This is a genomic window from Streptosporangium sp. NBC_01469, assembly GCF_036227305.1.
Classification (GTDB): domain Bacteria; phylum Actinomycetota; class Actinomycetes; order Streptosporangiales; family Streptosporangiaceae; genus Streptosporangium.
Genome location: NZ_CP109465.1, coordinates 10,617,113 through 10,635,027, shown reverse-complemented (window position 1 = coordinate 10,635,027; position 17,915 = coordinate 10,617,113). Strand labels below are relative to the sequence as shown.

The 17,915-nt window shown below is 71.2% G+C and carries 11 protein-coding genes; 3 read left to right on the top strand and 8 right to left on the bottom strand.

Annotated elements, in window-relative coordinates; all coding sequences use genetic code 11:
* Positions 1 to 735 precede the first annotated feature (735 nt).
* A complete protein-coding gene (locus OG587_RS46325; RefSeq protein WP_329085453.1) occupies positions 736 to 3,699 on the top strand; it encodes an amidohydrolase family protein in 2,964 nt (987 codons plus the stop codon).
* A 471-nt stretch (positions 3,700 to 4,170) separates the two neighbouring features.
* Positions 4,171 to 5,391, top strand: coding sequence for an MFS transporter (locus OG587_RS46320; RefSeq protein ID WP_329085452.1), 1,221 nt, complete (start codon positions 4,171 to 4,173; stop codon positions 5,389 to 5,391).
* On the opposite strand, the gene OG587_RS46315 is transcribed toward OG587_RS46320, so the two are convergent.
* From OG587_RS46315 to OG587_RS46305, 3 genes are all read right to left on the bottom strand, one after another.
* Positions 5,376 to 6,611 carry an NADP-dependent isocitrate dehydrogenase gene (locus tag OG587_RS46315; protein ID WP_329085450.1) on the bottom strand — a complete coding sequence of 412 codons (1,236 nt, stop codon included), beginning with the start codon at positions 6,609 to 6,611 and terminating at the stop codon, positions 5,376 to 5,378. The genes OG587_RS46320 and OG587_RS46315 overlap by 16 nt on opposite strands.
* Positions 6,612 to 6,873: 262 nt before the next feature.
* Complete coding sequence (locus tag OG587_RS46310) at positions 6,874 to 8,271, bottom strand: MmgE/PrpD family protein (RefSeq protein WP_329085449.1); 1,398 nt, start codon at positions 8,269 to 8,271, stop codon at positions 6,874 to 6,876.
* Positions 8,264 to 9,433: a citrate synthase gene (locus tag OG587_RS46305; RefSeq protein ID WP_329085447.1), complete on the bottom strand. Its 1,170-nt coding sequence runs from the start codon at positions 9,431 to 9,433 to the stop codon at positions 8,264 to 8,266. The genes OG587_RS46310 and OG587_RS46305 overlap by 8 nt, the downstream gene beginning before the upstream one ends.
* A 413-nt stretch (positions 9,434 to 9,846) precedes the next feature.
* Between OG587_RS46305 and OG587_RS46300 the strand changes: the two genes are divergently transcribed.
* On the top strand, positions 9,847 to 12,369 hold the full coding sequence (locus tag OG587_RS46300) for an AfsR/SARP family transcriptional regulator (RefSeq protein WP_329085445.1): 2,523 nt from the start codon (positions 9,847 to 9,849) through the stop codon (positions 12,367 to 12,369).
* A gap of 37 nt (positions 12,370 to 12,406) precedes the next feature.
* On the opposite strand, the gene OG587_RS46295 is transcribed toward OG587_RS46300, so the two are convergent.
* From OG587_RS46295 to OG587_RS46275, 5 genes are all read right to left on the bottom strand, one after another.
* Positions 12,407 to 13,645 (bottom strand): MFS transporter, encoded by a 1,239-nt coding sequence (locus OG587_RS46295; protein ID WP_329085444.1) that lies wholly within the window; start codon positions 13,643 to 13,645, stop codon positions 12,407 to 12,409.
* A gap of 314 nt (positions 13,646 to 13,959) precedes the next feature.
* Positions 13,960 to 14,634, bottom strand: coding sequence for a FadR/GntR family transcriptional regulator (locus OG587_RS46290; RefSeq protein ID WP_329085442.1), 675 nt, complete (start codon positions 14,632 to 14,634; stop codon positions 13,960 to 13,962).
* A gap of 37 nt (positions 14,635 to 14,671) precedes the next feature.
* Positions 14,672 to 15,691 carry an MBL fold metallo-hydrolase gene (locus tag OG587_RS46285; RefSeq protein WP_329085440.1) on the bottom strand — a complete coding sequence of 340 codons (1,020 nt, stop codon included), beginning with the start codon at positions 15,689 to 15,691 and terminating at the stop codon, positions 14,672 to 14,674.
* A 115-nt stretch (positions 15,692 to 15,806) separates the two neighbouring features.
* Positions 15,807 to 16,964, bottom strand: a complete 1,158-nt coding sequence (locus OG587_RS46280) for a steroid 3-ketoacyl-CoA thiolase (protein WP_329085439.1) — start codon at positions 16,962 to 16,964, stop codon at positions 15,807 to 15,809.
* Positions 16,965 to 17,135: 171 nt separating this feature from the next.
* Positions 17,136 to 17,738 carry a TetR family transcriptional regulator gene (locus tag OG587_RS46275; RefSeq protein ID WP_329094225.1) on the bottom strand — a complete coding sequence of 201 codons (603 nt, stop codon included), beginning with the start codon at positions 17,736 to 17,738 and terminating at the stop codon, positions 17,136 to 17,138.
* Positions 17,739 to 17,915: the final 177 nt, after the last annotated feature.

Below are 17,915 nucleotides of genomic sequence, written 5' to 3'. Positions count from 1 at the left end.
TCTGACTTGGGTCTTTCCTGTTGGCGATCTTCACTGACAGAGTCAAATACGCCCTGTTGACGATAACTTCCCGTGAACTACCTTTAGTCGGAAATGTCCGTATGGCACGAGTTTGCCGTTGACGGCCGGAGGGAAAGTTAACGATCCGCCGGCCCGGTCGAGCCGACGATCCGGGGTCGTCAAGATCTCAAGAAAACACGAAGATCAACTTAGTGTGCCCGGTGCCATCATCTTGGAATGCCATCCAGTATCCATACCGGACGAATACCCCGATCGCCCTCGCGACGTGCTGATATCCGCGTCCGGCGGCGCGGGTAAGGCGACGGCGACGAATGGTCGCGCCGAGGCCGGAGGTCCTTTCCGGTGGCCGTGTCCGGCCCTCTCCGCCCCGGCCCGGCGGTGTCGCGGAACGGTGACCGGGGAAGATCATTCCCATTTTCCGAGAAGTCAAGGTCTGGATCGTATCTGAAGTACTCCTTACGCTCAGGGGCCATAGCGGAGGGTTCGGAGACACGCTCCCAGAAAGGAGTATTTGCTTTGGATGGCTTTTCCAGACGGCGTTTCATCCAGACAATAGCGATTACAGGTGCTTCGACAGGTTCAGTAGCCGTTCCTGGTGTCGAGTCCGTTTTTGGGGCGCTCGCCCCGGGCGCACCCACCTCGGCCGAGCTCGCGCCGGGTACGCTCGTCAGGGGCCGCCGGACGCTCACCTTCACGAGTCTCACCAACGGGACCGTGACCGCCTCGCCCACCGGTGACCGGCTGATCCTGGAGGTCCAGGGCATCCTGTGGTCGCTCCCTCGCGCGGGGGGAAAGGCCGTCGCCCTGACCGCCGCCGACCTCGAACCCACCCGGCCCACCTGGTCCCCCGACGGTTCCACCGTGGCCGTGTGCGCGTACAAGGGGGGCGGTTTCCATATATGGACCATGGCTCCGGACGGCTCGAACCTGCGCCGGCTCACGGACGGCCCCTGGGACGACAGGGGAGTGAGCTGGTCCCCGGACGGCAGAAGGATCGCCTTCGCCTCCGAGCGCGGCGGGGACCCCGCCAAGGGCAGCTCGTACCACATCTGGACCGTGGACGTCCGCGACGGCCGGCTGACGCAGCTGACGACCGGCCCGCAGAACGACTACGACCCGGCGTGGTCCGCCGACGGCCGCAGCATCCTCTTCGTCAGAGCCGAGGCGCTGGAGGCCCGCGCCCTCGTCTCGGTCCCCGCGGAGGGCGGCGAGGTCACCGTGGTGCGCACCGTCGGCACGGGCACCCTGTCGTGCCCCGCGCCGTCGCCCGACGGCAGGCGGGTCGCCTACATCCACGTCACCGCCGGAGAGCGGGGGCCCGACGCCGCCCTCATGGTGGACGGCGGGCGGGTCGCCGAGGGAGAGGACGTCTTCCCGGTGCCCGCCCGCTGGCTGTCCGCGAACGAGCTGCTCTATCTCGCCGACGGGCAGGTCCGGGTTCGGCGGCTGGACTCGGGGAACGTCACGGAGATCCCGTTCACCGCGCGGATCGACGTGCCGGACTCCTCGTACCGGGACAAGAAGTACGAGTTCGACTCCACCGCCCCCCGGCCCGTGCGCGGGATCCACCATCCCGTGCTCGCGCCGGACGGCAAATCGGTCGCGTTCGTCGTGCTCAACGCCCTCTGGCTCATGCCCGTCGACGGCCGGCCGCGCAAACTCGTCCAGGCCAAGCCCGAACACTACATCCAGTCACCGGTGTGGGCGCCCGACGGCCGCAGCGTCCTCTACTGCGACGACCGGGACGGGCTGTACGCCGTGCACCGCAGGAACGTCGCCGACGGCACGGAGACGACCCTCGCCACCGGCGGCCGGGTCAACCCGGCCCTCTCTCCCGACGGCACCCGGCTCGCCTGCCACGACCCCGCCGGAAACCTCCTGGTCCGCGACCTGGCGACCGGTGAGGAGCGCACGCTGATCGCCGCGCTCGGCGCGGGCGGCCTGCCGGGCCCGCCCACGTGGTCCCCCGACGGCCGATACATCGCCCTCGCCGACCGCAACCGGCTGACCCAGCGCTTCCGCGAGGGCTACAACCTCATCCGCGTCGTCGACACGCGCACGGGGGAGGCGGTCCTGCACGCCCCCTCCGGGCACATGTCGCTGTCCGACCGCTACGCCTCCGGGCCCGTGTGGTCTCCCGACGGGCGATGGATGGCGTTCGTCGCCGAGTCCGCGCTGTGGGTGCTCCCCGTCCGCGGCGACGGCGCTCCCGCCGGGGCACCACGGCGGATCACCGACGAGGCCGCCGACCATCCCTCCTGGGCCAAGGACTCCCGCACCATCCTCTATCTGGCCGGGGGCGATCTCCGGCTGGTCGACCGCGAAGGCGGGTCGCGCCGCGCGCTGCGCGTCCCGCTCACCTACCGTCGCAAGTCGCCGCCCTCCGCCACGACCCGCGTCCACGCGGGCCGCCTGTGGGACGGCACCGGCGACAAGGTCCTCGAAAACGTCGACATCGTCGTACGTGGCAACCGCATCGTCTCCGTCGAGCCGCACCGGCCGGGCAGGCCCCGCGGCGCCGAACGCCATATAGACGCCTCCGCCCACACCGTGCTGCCCGGACTGTGGGACTCCCACGTCCACCCCTGGCAGTACACCTACGGCGGCCGGCAGAACATCGTCAACCTCGCCTACGGCATCACCACGACCGTCTCCCTGGGAGGTTTCGCCTACGAGGGCGTACGCCTCCGCGAGGCCATCGCCGCCGGGGAGGTGGACGGGCCGCGCCTCTTCGCGACCGGCGAGCTGATCGACGGCTCCCGGGTCGCCTACACCATGGGCCGCGCCCACCAGACCCGCGAGGGCGTGCGCCGCACCCTCGACCGGGCGACCACGCTGGACTACGACTTCGTCAAGACGTACGTGCGCGCGGACGGCTGGATCATGGAGGAGGCCGTCAAGGCCGCCCACGAGAAACTCGGCGTCCGGGCCGGGAGCCACCTGTGCTACCCGGGGATCAACCTGGGGCAGGACCTCACGACGCACCTGCAGGCCACCCAGCGGCTGGAGTACGGTCACGCGACCTCCGCGCTGGGCCGCGCCTACCAGGACGTCGAGGAGGTCTACCGGAGTCCTGATTTCCACCTCGTCGCCACCCCCTTCTCCGCGCTGCAGCTGCTGGGCGCGGACCCCTCGCTCGCCGAGGATCCCCGGGTGACCCGGCTGATGCCCCCGTGGGACGTCGCCATGGTGCGCAGCACCGCGGCGGAGCCCCCGACGTTCGCCGAGCTGCTCAGGATCGAGACCGAGGTCGACATCTACCGGCGCATGATCAGGCAGGACAACGCCGGCATCGCGCTGGGCACCGATTCGCCGCTCTACCCGGTCGGGCTCCATCTCCACCTGGCCCTGCGGGCGCTGCACCGGTACGGCTTCTCCGCCACGCAGGCGCTGCGTACCGTCACGGTGCTGCCGGCCCGGGTGTTCGGCGTCGAGGACGACCTGGGCACGGTCGAGCCCGGCAAGCTCGCCGACCTGGTCTTCGTCGACGGAGACCCGTTCAGGGACTTCTCCACGCTGGTGCGGACCCCGATGACGATGCGCGACGGCGTGCTGCGCCGGCAGGAGGAGCTGATGACGCGGAGCGCCGGCGCCGGGACGTCCGTGGCCGGTGGGACCGACTGGCTGGAGACGTCCCGGGTCATGCGCAAGGACGGCTGCTGCTCCGAGCATCTCTGAGTCCGAGCATCTTTGAGGACGTCCGGACCCCCGGGCCACGGTGGACGCCGTGGCCCGGGGGTCCGGGGTGGCGAAAGGCGGTCGTGGTCCACGGCCAGCGGTCAACGGTTGACGGGCGGTGCTCGGCGGCCGATGGAAAAACGGTAACAAATCGCATTTTTCTATTTTCATTGATTGGTGGTCCACGCTGTGAAGCCCGTCACGTTCGCGCGCCGATTCGTTGACCGAAGCCATTCGGCGGGCAGTGTGTTTCTGTGGATTGCCGCATCGGATGGCGGGAACGGTTCTCTATTCGCAAGGTGCGTGCCGGCGACAGGGTGACGCGCCCGCGTCCATCGGGATCCCCGTGGATCCGGCGACGCGGTTCGAATGCCGCTGGAGAACGCCACTCAGCCGGGCTGTTCGCGGGCGCGCGGGTGCGGATCCACGCGAACCGGCCGGAGCCCGCCGACTCGGAGGTGAATACCGCGAGTGACCGTCAAACAACAGAGTAAAAAGAGTAAACCGCCTCGGATCTCCCACGGCTGGCGCATCGTCGTCGCCCTGGCCATAACGCAGACCGTCGGTTACGGGGTGCTCTACTACGCGTTCGCCGTTTTCCTCAGTCCCATGCGGCGTGATCTGGGCGCCTCCGTGAGCCAGGTCACCGGCGCCTTCACCCTCGCCGTGCTGGTCACCGGGCTCGCCGCCCCGCTGGTCGGCCGGTGGCTGGACCGCCACGGCGGGCGCGGCCTCATGACGCTGGGCTCGGTCGCCGGCACGCTGGCGACGTTCGCCTGGTCCCGGGTCGACAACCTGCCCGCCCTCTACGCGGTCCTCGCCGTCATCGGCCTGTCCTCGGCCATGACGCTCTACGAACCGGCGTTCGCGATCGTCGTCGCCTGGTTCGACCCCGCCCGCCGCTCCACCGCCCTGCTGACCGTCACCCTGGTGGCCGGATTCGCCTCCAGCATCTTCCTGCCCCTCACCGGACTGCTCGTCGACCTCTACGGCTGGCGTACCGCCCTGGTCTTCCTCGCCGTCATCCACGCCGTGACCACCATCCCGCTGCACGCCTTCTTCATCCGGCGGCCACCCCTCGCCGAGGAGCCCGGCCCCGCCGAGCGGGAGGAGTCGCGAAGCGACGCCGGCCTGCGCGAGGCCATGCGCGGGCGGGCCTTCTGGCTGCTGGCCGTCGCGTTCGTCGCGCACACCGGGGCCATCGCGATCGTCGCCGTCCACCTGCTCGCCTATCTCACCGAACTCGGCCATTCCCCCACGTTCGCCGCGTCCGTCACCGGGCTGCTCGGCATTCTGTCGGTCACCGGCAGGCTCGTCACCACCGGTCTCCACCGGCGCTTCTCGGCCGCCGGGGTCACCGCCGCCGTCTTCTTCCTGCAGGCCGTGGCCGCGGCGCTCCTGCCGGTGCTCGGGAGGAGCGGGGTCGGCGCCGTCGCCTGCGTGATCACCTTCGGGATCGGGTTCGGGGTCGGCACCCTGGCCCGCCCCGTGCTCCTCGCCGAGAGGTACGGCGTCACCGGTTACGCGACCATCGCCGGAGCCCAGGCCCTCCCGATCATGCTCTCCAAGGCGCTCGGCCCCCTGGCGGCGGCCTTCCTCAGCCAGGGCATGGGCTACCCCTTCGTGATGCTCGTGGTCGCCGTCTCCAGCGTCGTCGCGTCCGCCATGCTCGTCGCCTACGGAAGATCCTGAGGACGCTCCCTCATCTCCCGCCCCAGGGTCTCCTGCACCGCGCCGACGAACTCCTGCGTGCTCAGCCACGGGGTGCCGTCGCCGACGAGTAACGCCAGGTCCCTGGTCATCCGGCCCGCCTGCACGGTCTCCACGCAGGCCCGCTCCAGCGCGGAGGCGAAGGCGGCGACCTCGGGGGTGCCGTCCAGCCTCCCGCGGTGGGCGAGGGCGCGGGTCCAGGCGAAGATGGACGCGATCGGGTTGGTCGACGTCGGCGCACCCCGCTGGTGGCGCCGGTAGTGGCGGGTGACCGTGCCGTGCGCGGCCTCGGCCACGGCGACGCGGCCGTCGGCCGTCATCAGCACCGAGGTCATCAGGCCGAGCGAGCCGAAGCCCTGCGCGACGAAGTCGGACTGCACGTCCCCGTCGTAGTTCTTGCACGCCCAGACGAAGCCACCCTCGGACCTGACGGCCAGGGCGACCATGTCGTCGATCAGCCGGTGATCGTAGGTGATCCCCGCCTCCTCGAATCCGTCCTTGAACTCGGACTCGAACGTCTCGGCGAACAGGTCCTTGAAGCGGCCGTCGTACGCCTTGAGCACCGTGTTCTTCGTCGAGAGGTACAGCGGGAGGCCGCGGGTCAGCGCGTAGTGCATCGTGGCGCGCGCGAAGTCGCGGATCGACGCGTCGAGGTTGTACATCCCCATCACGACGCCGCCGCCGGCGAACCGCGCGATCTCCGTCTCGGCCGGCTCCCCGCCGTCGTCGGGGACGTACACGAGCTTCGCGACCCCGGGCCGTGACACGGCGAAGTCGGCCGCCTTGTACTGGTCGGCGTGCGCGTGCCGGCCGATGACGATCGGCCGGGTCCATCGGGGCACCAGCCGGGGGATGTTCGACATCACGATGGGCTCGCGGAAGATGACGCCGCCGAGCAGGTTGCGGATCCTGGCGTTCGGCGAGGTCCACATCCGCTCCAGGCCGAACTCCTCGACCCGCGCCTCGTCCGGGTTGATCGTGGCGCACTTGACGCCCACGCCGTGTTTCCCGATCGCCCGCGCGGCCTCCGACGTCACCTCGTCGCCGGTGGCGTTCCGGTTCTGGATCGACAGGTCGTGGTAGTCCAGGGTGATGTCCAGATAGGGAAGGACGAGCTGTTCCTTGATGAGCCGCCAGATCACCCGGGTCATCTCGTCACCGTCGAGCTCCGCGACCGCGCCCCTTACCTGGATCTTCCGCATGGTGTGAGCTCCTCGTCCTGAACGGGATGGTGCCTGCCGGACCCGGCCGTGCCGGCGGCCCGGGACGCGCCCCGGGCCGCCGGCACGGTCTCGCCGGTCGCCGGTCGCCGGTCGCCGGTTCCGAGACCGGTCACGTTGGTCCCGGGGCCGGTCATATCGCTTCCGGTACCGGTCACGTCGGTTCCGAGACCGGTCACGTCGGTCCCGGTACCGGTCACATCGCTTCCGGTACCGGTCACGTCGGTGCCGGGGCCGGGGCCGGTCACGAACTCCGGTCGTCGGCCTTCGTGTCCCCCGGCACCTGCCGGAGGAGGTCGGTCAGCGCGCTCGTCGGCCGCTCGTCCAGGCTCCCCACGCAGTCGGCGATCTCGTCGCGCAGCTGGGGGGTGAGGAAGCGCTCCGTCAGCGAGGTGAACTTCGCCAGCGCCGAGGTCCAGTCGGCGGGACGGCGCCAGTGCCCGGCGTAGTCGCGCTTCTCCCGTTCCAGGACGGTGCCGTCGTGCAGCCGGATCCGCAGGCGGCAGCCCAGCTCGTCGGGGAACCTCTCGGTGTAGCCCTGCTCGGCCCGGATCTGGACCCGGCCGAGCAGGTCCTGGACGTCGGCGGCCACGATGCGTTCCGGCGCGTACTGGGCGGGAAGCACCTGCCCGTCCAGCAGGCCCACGGCGAGCAGGTACATGAGGGAGTGGTCGGCCTCCTCCTTGGTGCTGATCCGCGTCTTGTCGCCGTCGCTGCCGCCGCCGATGATGTCGTACGCCACGTCGAAGGTGTCCAGTTCCACCGAGGCGATGTCCGCGCGGTCGAGCCCGTGCTCCGCGCGCAGCTCCAGGGCGGCCTCCAGCGCCGACTGGGAGTGCACCTCGGCGTTGAACCGCTTGACGAACGTTTTGGGAATCCGGTCGAAGCCCTCGTTCTCCCAGTCCACCTCGAACCGGCCGGAGATGGCGTCCATGAGGCCCTTGCGGCCGTCCAGGGCGCCGAGGGGGCCGGTGAGCCCGCGCGCGGCGAGGAAGGTCAGGTGGGTCGTCGCCGCCGCCGCGTACGGGTAGGCGAGTCCCTTCCAGTGGGACAGCGCGGTGCGGGTGACGCGCAGCGCGTTGAGCGCCGTACCCGCCATGGCCAGGGCGTGCGACGCCTGGTCGGTGTCCAGGCGCAGCGCGCGCGAGACACCGGCGCCGGTGGCGTAACCGGCGTGGGTGGTGTGGTCGAAGTGCCGCCACCGGACCGCGCCCTCGTCCCCCAGCCGGCACTGCACCTGGTAGGCCACGCCGATGGCCGTGAGCAGCTCGCTGCCCGGCAGGTCGCGGTACTCCGCCGCGGCGAGCACCGCGCCGATGTTGTCGCTCGGGTGGAAGGTCTCGCCGGGGGCGATGTACGAGTCGTTGAAGTCGAGATAGCGGACCAGGGCGCCGTTGTACAGGGCCGCCTCGTACGGGGAGGTGCGTCCGCCGCCGATGAGGGAGACGAGGGGCGGGCCGCCGAACTCGGCCAGGTCCTCCCGCAGGATCGCGATCGGCGGCCCGTCCAGGGCTCCGACGGCGCAGCCCAGCGCGTCCAGCAGCCGGATCTTCAGGGTGTCGCGTACGTCGGCCGGGACGTCCTCGAACCTGGCCGACGTGGCGTACCTGGCTATCCGGCGGGTCATGGGCTCGTCAGCCATGGAGGCGACCTCTCTGTGAAAGGGAAGGGACGGGCCGGGTGGGCCCACCGGCGAAGGCGGTGACCGGCCGGATCAATCGGTTTCCCGCGTGCTGTTCGAGCAGGTGGGCACCCCAGCCGACCAGCCTGGCCATGGCGAAGGTGGCCGAGAACATGGACCTGGGCAGCCCGACCGCCTCCATGACGAGGGCCGCGTACAGCTCCACGTTGGCGCGCAGCGACCGGCCGGGTTTGACCTCGTCGAGGATGACGGCCGCGTGCTTCTCCACCCGCTGGGTGAGGTCGAGGCGCTCGCACCCCAGGCGTGCGGCGACCTCGCGCAGGGTGTTGGCCCGCGGATCGACGGTCCGGTAGATGCGGTGGCCGAAACCCATGATCCGCTCGTCCCTGGACAGACGTTCGCGCAGCCAGGGCTCCACGCGGTCCGGGGCGCCGATCTCGTCCAGCATCTCCAGGGCGAGGATCGGGGCTCCGCCGTGCAACGGCCCGCTCAGTGCGCCGAGGGCACCCGACAGCGCCGATCCGAGGTCGGCGCCGGTGGAGAGGATGACCCGCGCGGCGAAGGTGGAGGCGGCCATGCCGTGTTCCGCGGCGATGATCAGATACTGCTCCAGGGCGCGGGCGTGCTCCTCGGAGGGAGGCTCGCCGGTCATCATGTAGAGGGCGTTGCCCGCGTGGCCCAGGGCCGGGTCGGGGGCCACCGGCCGCAGGCCGTTCCGCAGCCGGTGCAGGGCCGCCAGCAGGATCGGCGCGGACACCGTGGCGTGGAGCACCTGGCGGCGCAGGACGGCGCGGTCCAGATCGAGGACCGGTGCCCAGTCGAGGGCCCTGGCCAGCAGGGAGACGGCCGACTGCAGCCAGGCGATGCCGTCGGTCCTCTCTCCCAGGCGCGCCAGGCCGGGAAGCAGCTCGGTGACCGCCCCCGGGATCTCGCGCAGGGCCTCGACCTCCCGCAGGAAGTCATCCCGCTGCGCGGCCGTGGGCAGGTGCCCGTCCAGCAGCAGGCACCAGACTTCTTCCAGGGTGCAGGCGTCGGCCAGGTCGATGGCGTCGTGGTCACGGTAGCGATATCGGCCCAGGTGACCGTCCACGTGTGAGATCTGCGTGTGACACAGGATTATGTCGTTGAGTCCGTACACCACGGGACGGCTGGGACCGCTCAAGGTTTCCGTCCTTGGGTTCGTGGGCTGGGTGTGCCGCGGGATCGCCGTTCGGCACTCTTACTCGCGGCGCGTTCGACGGCGAGTTCGGTAACTGTGAGTTCCACGGAGAGCGCATCCTCTTATGAATACGATCGGCGACATGGTGAATACGCCGAAATGCAGCGTGGACACCTGCGAGAGCAGGCCGTGGCCGTCACAACGGCGACGGCTATTAAGGGGAAAAGGTCCTGCCCTATCTCCCTCCACGTGGCCGGAGGTCTTGTAGGGCCAATAATTACAGTCACGACCCTAAGTTGATCTTTATATTTTCTTTCGGTCGCGGGGGTTCTGATTTGATAGGACCTGGTGTTTACTATGAAATTTACGAGACTTGTCGCTGGGAGGTTCTGCTGGAGTTCTTTCTACTGGGCCCCGTGCAGGCGAGCGAAGCGGGCCGTCCGGTGAATTTGGGAGTGCGCAAGCAACGGTTCGTGCTGGCACTTCTCGCACTGGAAGTGAACAAACAGGTGACCATCGAGCGGCTGGTCGAATTGACGTGGCCGCAGGACCCGCCGGTGACCGCGCGGGGGATGATCCACACGTACATCAGCGGGTTGCGAGCCGCCATGGCGGGTTTCGGCGGGAAGCCGGCCGGGGTCCGGGTCGACAGGGGAGCGGCCGGCTACACCCTGTGCTGCGACCCCGAGCGCGTCGACGTCCACCGGTTCCGCGCCCTGCTCGCCGGCGCCAGGAACAGCGACGACGAGCGGCGGGTGGAGCTGCTGAGCCGGGCGCTGGCGCTGTGGCGCGGACCCGCGCTGGCCGGGGCCGCCTCCGAGGAGGTCAGGGAGAACGTCTGCCGGGGTCTGGACGAGGCACGGCTCACCGCGGTCGAGGACCTCGTCGAGGCCAGGCTGCGTCTCGGCCGGCACGAGAGCCTGCTTGAGGAGCTGCTGGCGCTGGCCGCCGAGCACCCGCGCCGCCCGCGCCTGACCGGTGGGCTCATGCAGGCGCTGCACCGCGCCGGACGCACCGCCGAGGCGCTGGAGATCTACGAGCACGCCCGGCAGAGGCTGGGTGAGGAACTCGGCCTGGATCCTCCGGCCGAGCTGCGGGAACTCCACCTGACCATCGTGCGCAACGATCCCCTTCCCGACCGGCACCAGGCTCCGGCGGGCGAGGCGCCACCGGTTCCGAGGCAGTTGCCCGCCGACCTGCCCACGTTCACCGGCCGCGCCGCGGAGCTGGGCCGCCTGCTCGGCATGGCCGGCGACGAGACGAGGTCCTCGGCGACCGTGGTGATCGGCGCGATCGACGGGACGGCCGGCATCGGCAAGACCGCGCTGGCGGTGCACGCCGCACACCACCTGGCCGACCGGTTCCCCGACGGGCAGCTCTTCGTCGACCTGCACGGTTTCACGTACGGCATGGCGCCGACCACGCCGACCGACGCGCTGAACGGGCTGCTGCGCGCCCTGGGTGTTCCCGGCGAGAGGATCCCTCACCAGCTGGACGACCGCGCCTCCCTGCTGCGGACCACCCTGGCCGGGCGGCGCATGCTGATCCTGCTCGACAACGCCGCCACCGAGACCCAGGTCCTGCCGCTGCTGCCGGGCAGCCCCGGCTGCCTGGTCCTGATCACCAGCCGGCGCCGGTTGATCGGCCTGGACGACGCGCACAGGATCCGGCTGGACGTGCTGCCGTCCCATGACGCGATCGCGATGTTCTCCCGGTTCGCCGGGGCGGACCACCCTCCGGGACGGGTCGCCGAGGTGGTCGAGCTGTGCGGGAGGCTGCCGCTGGCGCTGCGCATCGCCACCGCCCGCCTGCGGGCTCGGCCCGCCTGGACCCTGGCGCACCTGATCGACCGGTTGCGCGACGAGCGCCGCCGGCTGGCCGAGCTCGAGGTCGGGCAGCGCAGCGTGACGGCGGCCGTCGACCTGTCCTACCACCAGATGACGTCCGCCCAGCAGCGCCTGTTCCGGCTGCTCGGCCTGCGCCTCGGGGCGGGTTCCGCCGCCCGTGCCGCGACGGGTTCCACCGCCGGTCCCGGGGCGGGTTTCGCGGCCGGTCCAGAGGCGGGCCTGGACGCCTCCGCGGCGGGTTCCGCCGCGGGACCGGTGGCCGATCCGGGAGCGGGCCTGGGCGTCTCCGCGGCGGGTTCCGCCGTCGATCCCGAGGTGGGCCTGGATGCCTACGCCGCGGCGGCGCTGGCGGATTCCACCCTCCAGCACGCCGACCGGCTGCTCGGCGACCTCCTGGAGGCCAACCTGCTCTCCGAACCGGCCCCGGGACGCTACCGGTTCCACGACCTGCTCCGCGTCTACGCGGCGGCCAAAGCCGATGCCGAGGAGCCCGCGGGCGAGCGGCAGGCCGCCCTGGTCCGCCTGCTCGACCACTACGTCCACACCGCCTCGGAGGCGACGAAGGTCCTGCATCCCCTTGAGGCGCCGCGACGGCCTCACGTCCGGTCGTCGCCCACCCCCGCCCCGGCCTTCGGGACGCAGAGGGAGGCGGCGCGGTGGATGGGGGCCGAACTGGCCAACCTGCTCGCCGCGGCCGACCACGCGGCCACCCACGATCTGCCCGCCCACGCCCTGCACCTGTCCACGAGCCTCCACCGTCACCTGCGGGCCCACACCCGCTACGCCGGCGCGCTCCACGGCCTGGCCCTGCGTGCCGCCCGCCAGGCCGAGGACGGGTACGGCCGGGCCGAGGCGCTGGTCAGCCTGGGGCACGCCCACCTGTGGGCCGACCGCCACGGGCAGGCGGAGATCTGCCTCCGGCAGGCCCTGGGCATCGCCCGCGCGATCGGCTACAGCGCCGGCGAGCTCAACGCGCTGACCGGCCTGGGCCACGTCCATCTGCGGACCGGTCGCCGGGAGCAGGCCGACGACTGCTTCCGGCACGCCCTGGCCATCGCCGAGGAGATCGGCGATCCGGACGTCTCACCGTGACGGGAGGAGCACGAGGACGCCCCGGGGCGTCGTGCCGTCACGGCCGGGCCGCCGCCTTCCCCGGAAGGGTCTCGTACATGCGGGCCGCGACCAGCAGGCCGGAGGCGGCGGTGAGCGCGGTGACGGTCCAGGCGACGGAGGTCAGGCCCCACAGGTCGGCGACCACCCCGGCCAGCAGCGCGCCGACGGCGAAGCCGCCGTCACGCCACAGCCGGTAGACGCCGATGGATCGGGCCCTCCACGACGGGTGGGCGACGTCACCGATGACGGTGAGAAGCGTCGGGTAGACCAGCGCGGTGCCCACCCCGAGGAGCACCTGGGCGGCGGCCCATACCGGGAAGGTGGAGCCCAAGGCCACCGCGGCGATGGCCACGGCCTGGACCAGCATGCCCGCGGTGATCAGGTGTTTGCGGCCGACCCGGTCGGACCACCAGCCGGTGAGCATCTGGCCGAACCCCCAGACGGCCGGATACAGGGCGGCCAGCACGCCGATCTCGGCGACGGACAGGCCCCGGGCGGCGAAGATCAGCGGAAAGACGCCCCAGGCGACGGCGTCGTTGAGGTTGTTGACCATGCCCGCCTGGCTGGCCGCCGACAGGGCGCGGTCGGTGAGGGTGGTATGCCGGAAGATCTGCCGGACGGTCAGGTCGGACCGCTCGTGTCCGGCCGCCTCAAGGCGGGCGTGGTCACGGGTCTCCCGTACGGCCAGCACCGACAGGCCGAGGCCGAGGGCGGCGTAGGCGGCACCGAGCAGGAACGGCACCGGGCGCAGCCCGTAGGCGCCCGCGAGATACCCGGTGGCCAGGGCGGTCGCCGCGACCGCGACGTAACCGGCGGCCTCGTTGAGTCCCATGGCCAGGCCCCGCCGCTCGGGGCCGGTCAGGTCGATCTTCATGATGATGGTCGTGGACCAGGTCAGTCCCTGGTTGACGCCGAGCAGTACGTTGGCCGCCACGATCCAGCCCCAGGAGGGGCCCCAGGCCAGCATCGCGGGCACGGGAAGCGCGACGAGCCATCCGGCGACCAGGACGGGCTTGCGGCCGTAGCGGTCGGAAAGCGTCCCCGCGAAGAGGTTGGTGACCGCCTTCACCACGCCGAAGGCGAGGATGAAGGTGAGCACGCCGCTGTAGGCGGCCAGGTGGAAGGTCCGCTCGGCCAGCAGGGGCAGCACGGTGCGCTCCTGGCCGAGCATGCCGCCGACCAGTGCGTTGACCGCGACCAGCAGGGTGAACTGGGAGAGGTTGGCGCGCAGCCCGAGCCGTAGGGGGGTGCTCATGCGGTCTGCTCCGGAATCCGCGGTTCCTGAGGTCGTCAAGGTTCACGGTGCTCGAAGTGCCTACCCGAGGACGGCGGGTCCTAAGCGCGCGAAGCGGGCCGGCGGTCCGCGGCCGGCCGCGACGACGGCTTGTTCCTCCGGGCTCCCCGGCGGGAGGCGACCTCGGGCCCGAGGATCTGGCCGGGCTCCCGGCTCGCGATCCTCCCCGCACCACCCGCCTGCCGTTCCTCGGCGCGCTCGTACCGGTGCTCGTGCGACCTGCGCGTTTCGCGCGGGGGAGCAGCCGGAAGCGGCGCCCGGCGCCCGGACGACCGTCAGGCGAGGGCGCTGCGGAGCCACTCCTCGACGCCGGCGATGTGGACCGTGGCCCAGGCCCGCGCCACCTCCGGCTGCCGGGCGCCGATGGCGTCGCAGATCGCGGTGTGCTGCTCGCGGGTCTTCTCCAGGGCGTTCTCCTGGGTGAGGCCCCGCCAGATCCTGGCCCTGGTGGTGGGTCCCGAGAGGCTGTCGATGAGGGAGCACAGCACCGCGTTGCCCGAACCCGCCGCGATGCGCTGGTGGAACTCCAGGTCGTTGGCCACCAGCTGCTCGACGCTCGGATCGGGAGGCAGCTCGTCGAGGATCTTGCGCAGCTCGGTGACCTCGGACTCGGACATGTACGTCGCCGCCATCGCGGTCGCCGCGGGCTCCAGGATCCGCCGGACCTGGAAGAACTGCAGCACGGTGTCGTCCTGGTGGAAGTCGACCACGAACGACATCGCGTCGAGCAGGAGCCTCGGCTCCAGGCTGGTCACGTACGTGCCGTCGCCCTGGCGCACGTCCAGCACGTTGATCAGGGCCAGGGCTCTGACGGCCTCGCGCAGGGAGTTGCGCGACAGGCCGAGCCGATCGGCCAGGTCGGCCTCCTTGGGCAGCCTGCTGCCCGGGGCGAGCTCGCCAGACAGGATCATCTGCTTGATCTTGTCGATAGCGGCGTCGGTGACCGCCACTCTGCACCGTCCTCAGGTTGCGCCAGACATCCGATGTCTATGAGTGTATGGCGAATCGGACCGGATCCACTCCCATCACACGGCGGATGATTCCGCGAACCTCCAGCGTGCGCAGGTGGGCCGCGGCCTCCCCCGCGGCCATCCCGCGCAGCACGGCGGGGAAGTCCTTCCAGGGGCGGTTCCAGGTCATGCGCCCGGCGACCTCCCAGATGGTCAGCGGTTCCCCCGCCTCGGCGAGCAGGTCGGCCAGCCGTCGGAGCTTCTCCTCGTGGTGGACGTGGATCTCCGTCGCCCGAGCCGCCGTGTCCTGAAATATCCATTCATGGGCGGGTAGGGCTTCAAGGTGTCCCAGCCCCTTCACCTTCTCCAGTGACTCCAGGAAGTCGCTGAGCGGATCCACGTCCGCGCGGTCGAACGGGTAGATCCCGATGTGCGGCGTGATGGCCGGCAGCACGTGGTCCCCGGTGAAGATCCGGTCGGCGTCCTCCAGGTGCAGGCAGACGTGGCCGGGCGTGTGGCCGGGCGTCCAGATCGTCCGGAGCGTGCGCCCCGGCAGGTCGATGAGGTCGCCGTCGGTGAGCACACGGTCGGGTACCGCGGGCGGCTGCGGCCGGTTCCCCGTCACCTCCTCCACCTCGACGGCGCCCGCTCCCGCCCGGCGCAGCATGTCGGCCTGGAAGTCACGGTGCGCGTCGCCCTGGAAGTCCCGCATGAAGCCGATCAGCGCGGCGTCGGCCTCGTGCATGGCGATCCAGGCGCCGGACTCCTCCCTGACCTGACCGGCCAGCCCGGCGTGGTCGGGATGGAAGTGGGTCACGACCACCCCGCGCACGTCGCGGACGTCCATGCCGACCGCCCCCAGCCCGTCGCGCAGCGCCAGCCACGCCTCGGGGGCGTTCCAGCCCGCGTCGACCAGCACGGGACCGGCGGGGGACTCGATCGCGTAGACCAGCGTGTAGCCGAGCGGGTTGCCGGGGATCGGGACGGGCACGCTCCACACCCCGCCGCCGGTGTCGAACGGGCGCTGCTCGCTGTACGGCCTGCGACGGGATTTCAACGCTGGTGCTCCTTGTGCGGCCTGGGGGATCTCAACGGTGGTGCTCCTTACCGGCGCCGCTCAAGACGCTTCGGGGGATCGGTGCCGCTCAGGGCGACCGGGGGATCGGCGCCGCTCAGAGGCGCTCCAGGATGGTCGCGGTCGCGAGCGCCCCGCCCGCGCACATCGCCACCAGCGCGGTCGAGGAGTCGGACCGCTCAAGCTCGTGCAGGGCGGTGGTGATCAGTCGGGAACCGGTCGCTCCGACCGGATGGCCGAGCGCTATGGCGCCGCCGTTGACGTTGACCCGTTCCATGTCTGGCTTGTGCGCCGATGACCAGGATAAGACAACCGAGGCGAAGGCCTCGTTCACCTCGAACCTATCGATGTCAGCCGCGCCCATCCCGGTCGCGGACAGAACTCTGGCGGTCGCGTCCACCGGCCCGTCCAGGTGGTAGTACGGCTCGGAGCCGACGAGCGCCTGGGCGAGGACGCGGGCCCGGGGCCGCAGGCCGTGCCGGGCGGCGGCCTCCTCGCTCATGAGCAGCACCGCCGCGGCGCCGTCGGAGATCTGCGAGGAGGTGCCCGCCGTGTGCATGCCGTCCTCGCCCATGACGGGCCTGAGTCCGGCCAGCCCCTCGACGGTGGTCTCGCGCAGCCCCTGATCCCTGTCGACCACGCGGGTCTCGCCGGTGGGCTCCCCGTCCGGGCCGAGGACCGGCGCGGTCACCGCGACCACCTCCCGGTCGAAGCGGCCCTCGGCCCACGCCTCCGCGGCGAGGCGCTGGGACCTGGCGCCGAACCGGTCGAGCCGCTCGCGGGTCAGCCCGCGCCGCCGCGCGATCCGCTCGGCGGCGGTGAACTGGTCGGGCAGGTCGATGGCCCAGTCGTCGGGCCGGGGGTTGGCGGGCAGCACGTTGGAACCGAGCGGTGCCCGGCTCATCACCTCGACGCCGCAGGCCACGCCGACGTCGATGACCCCGGCCTGGATGAGCGCCGCGACCAGGTGCACCGCCTGCTGCGAGGAGCCGCACTGCGCGTCGACCGTGGTCACGCCCGTCTGGTACGGCAGCCCGGCGTAGAGCCAGGCGTGCCGCCCGACGTGGCCGCCCTGCTCTCCGGCCTGGGTGACGCACCCGGCGAAAACCTGTTCCACCGCGGCGGGATCGATGCCCGCCCTGCCGATCAGGCCGTTGAGCGCCGCGGCGAGGACCGCCTGCGGTTTCAGCCCGGCGAGCCATCCGTTGCGCCTGCCGATCGGGGTTCGCACTGCCTCGACGATCACCGCACCCATAACGATCTCCTCGCCATCCGGCTTGGAGCTCGCGGCCACCGGGCGGCCGTCCTCGCCGATCCGCCCGCTCGCGCGTCGCTCCAGAACGTCGCTCTAGTCGCCTTCGGTAGTGACTGTAACGGGTTCTAGTTTCAGGTGGAAGGAGCGGCGGGGTTCCCGCGTGACGGGACCTCAGGCGGAGGGCTGGAAGTCGACGAGCAGGCGTTCGGCGGCGATCTCGATGCGGCGCTGGATCTGCTCGTACGTGCGGCGGCCCCTGAGCATCTCCATGAGCTCGTGCACCCAGACGCTGGACAGCGAGCCCGCGAGGGCGAACTGCTCCTCGGTGGCGGTCTCGACGGTGAGGTCGGCTCCGGCGACGCGGAGCAGCAGCCCCGCCATGCGGTCGCCGAACGGGATGTCGACATCGGCCATGATCAGCGAGCGGATGAGCGCGTCGGCGAGCTCGGGCTCGCGCATCAGGCCCCGGGTGGCGCGCATCAGGACGTCGACGGCCCGCCCCGAGGCCGTGGCGGCGTTGGGCGGGCGGCGCTCGATGCTGGTTTCCAGGAGATCGATCTCCTCGCCGACGACGGCGACGACGAGATCCATCTTGGAGGGGAAGTATCGGTAGAGCGTGCCGAGCGCGACCCCGGCACGCTCGGCGACGGTCCGCATCTGCATCGCCTCGACGCCGCCCCGCGAGGCGAGGGCCGCGGCGGCCTGGACGATGCGCTTGCGCCGCTGGTGCTGGCTTCTGGTGCGGACGCCCGTGGACGCCGACTCGCTCTGCATGCCGGATGCCCCCTCGGTCGTGGCCGGATCGGCGTCGCTCGGAGCGTGCCTGCCGGTCCGGTGCGGGGCGACCGGCGTATCGGTGGTCACATGCGGGGTGCGCATGAGAACACGTTATCTGATTTCCGGATACTCCGATGGGTTACTCGCCAGTCACAAAGATGCCCCGTGCTTACA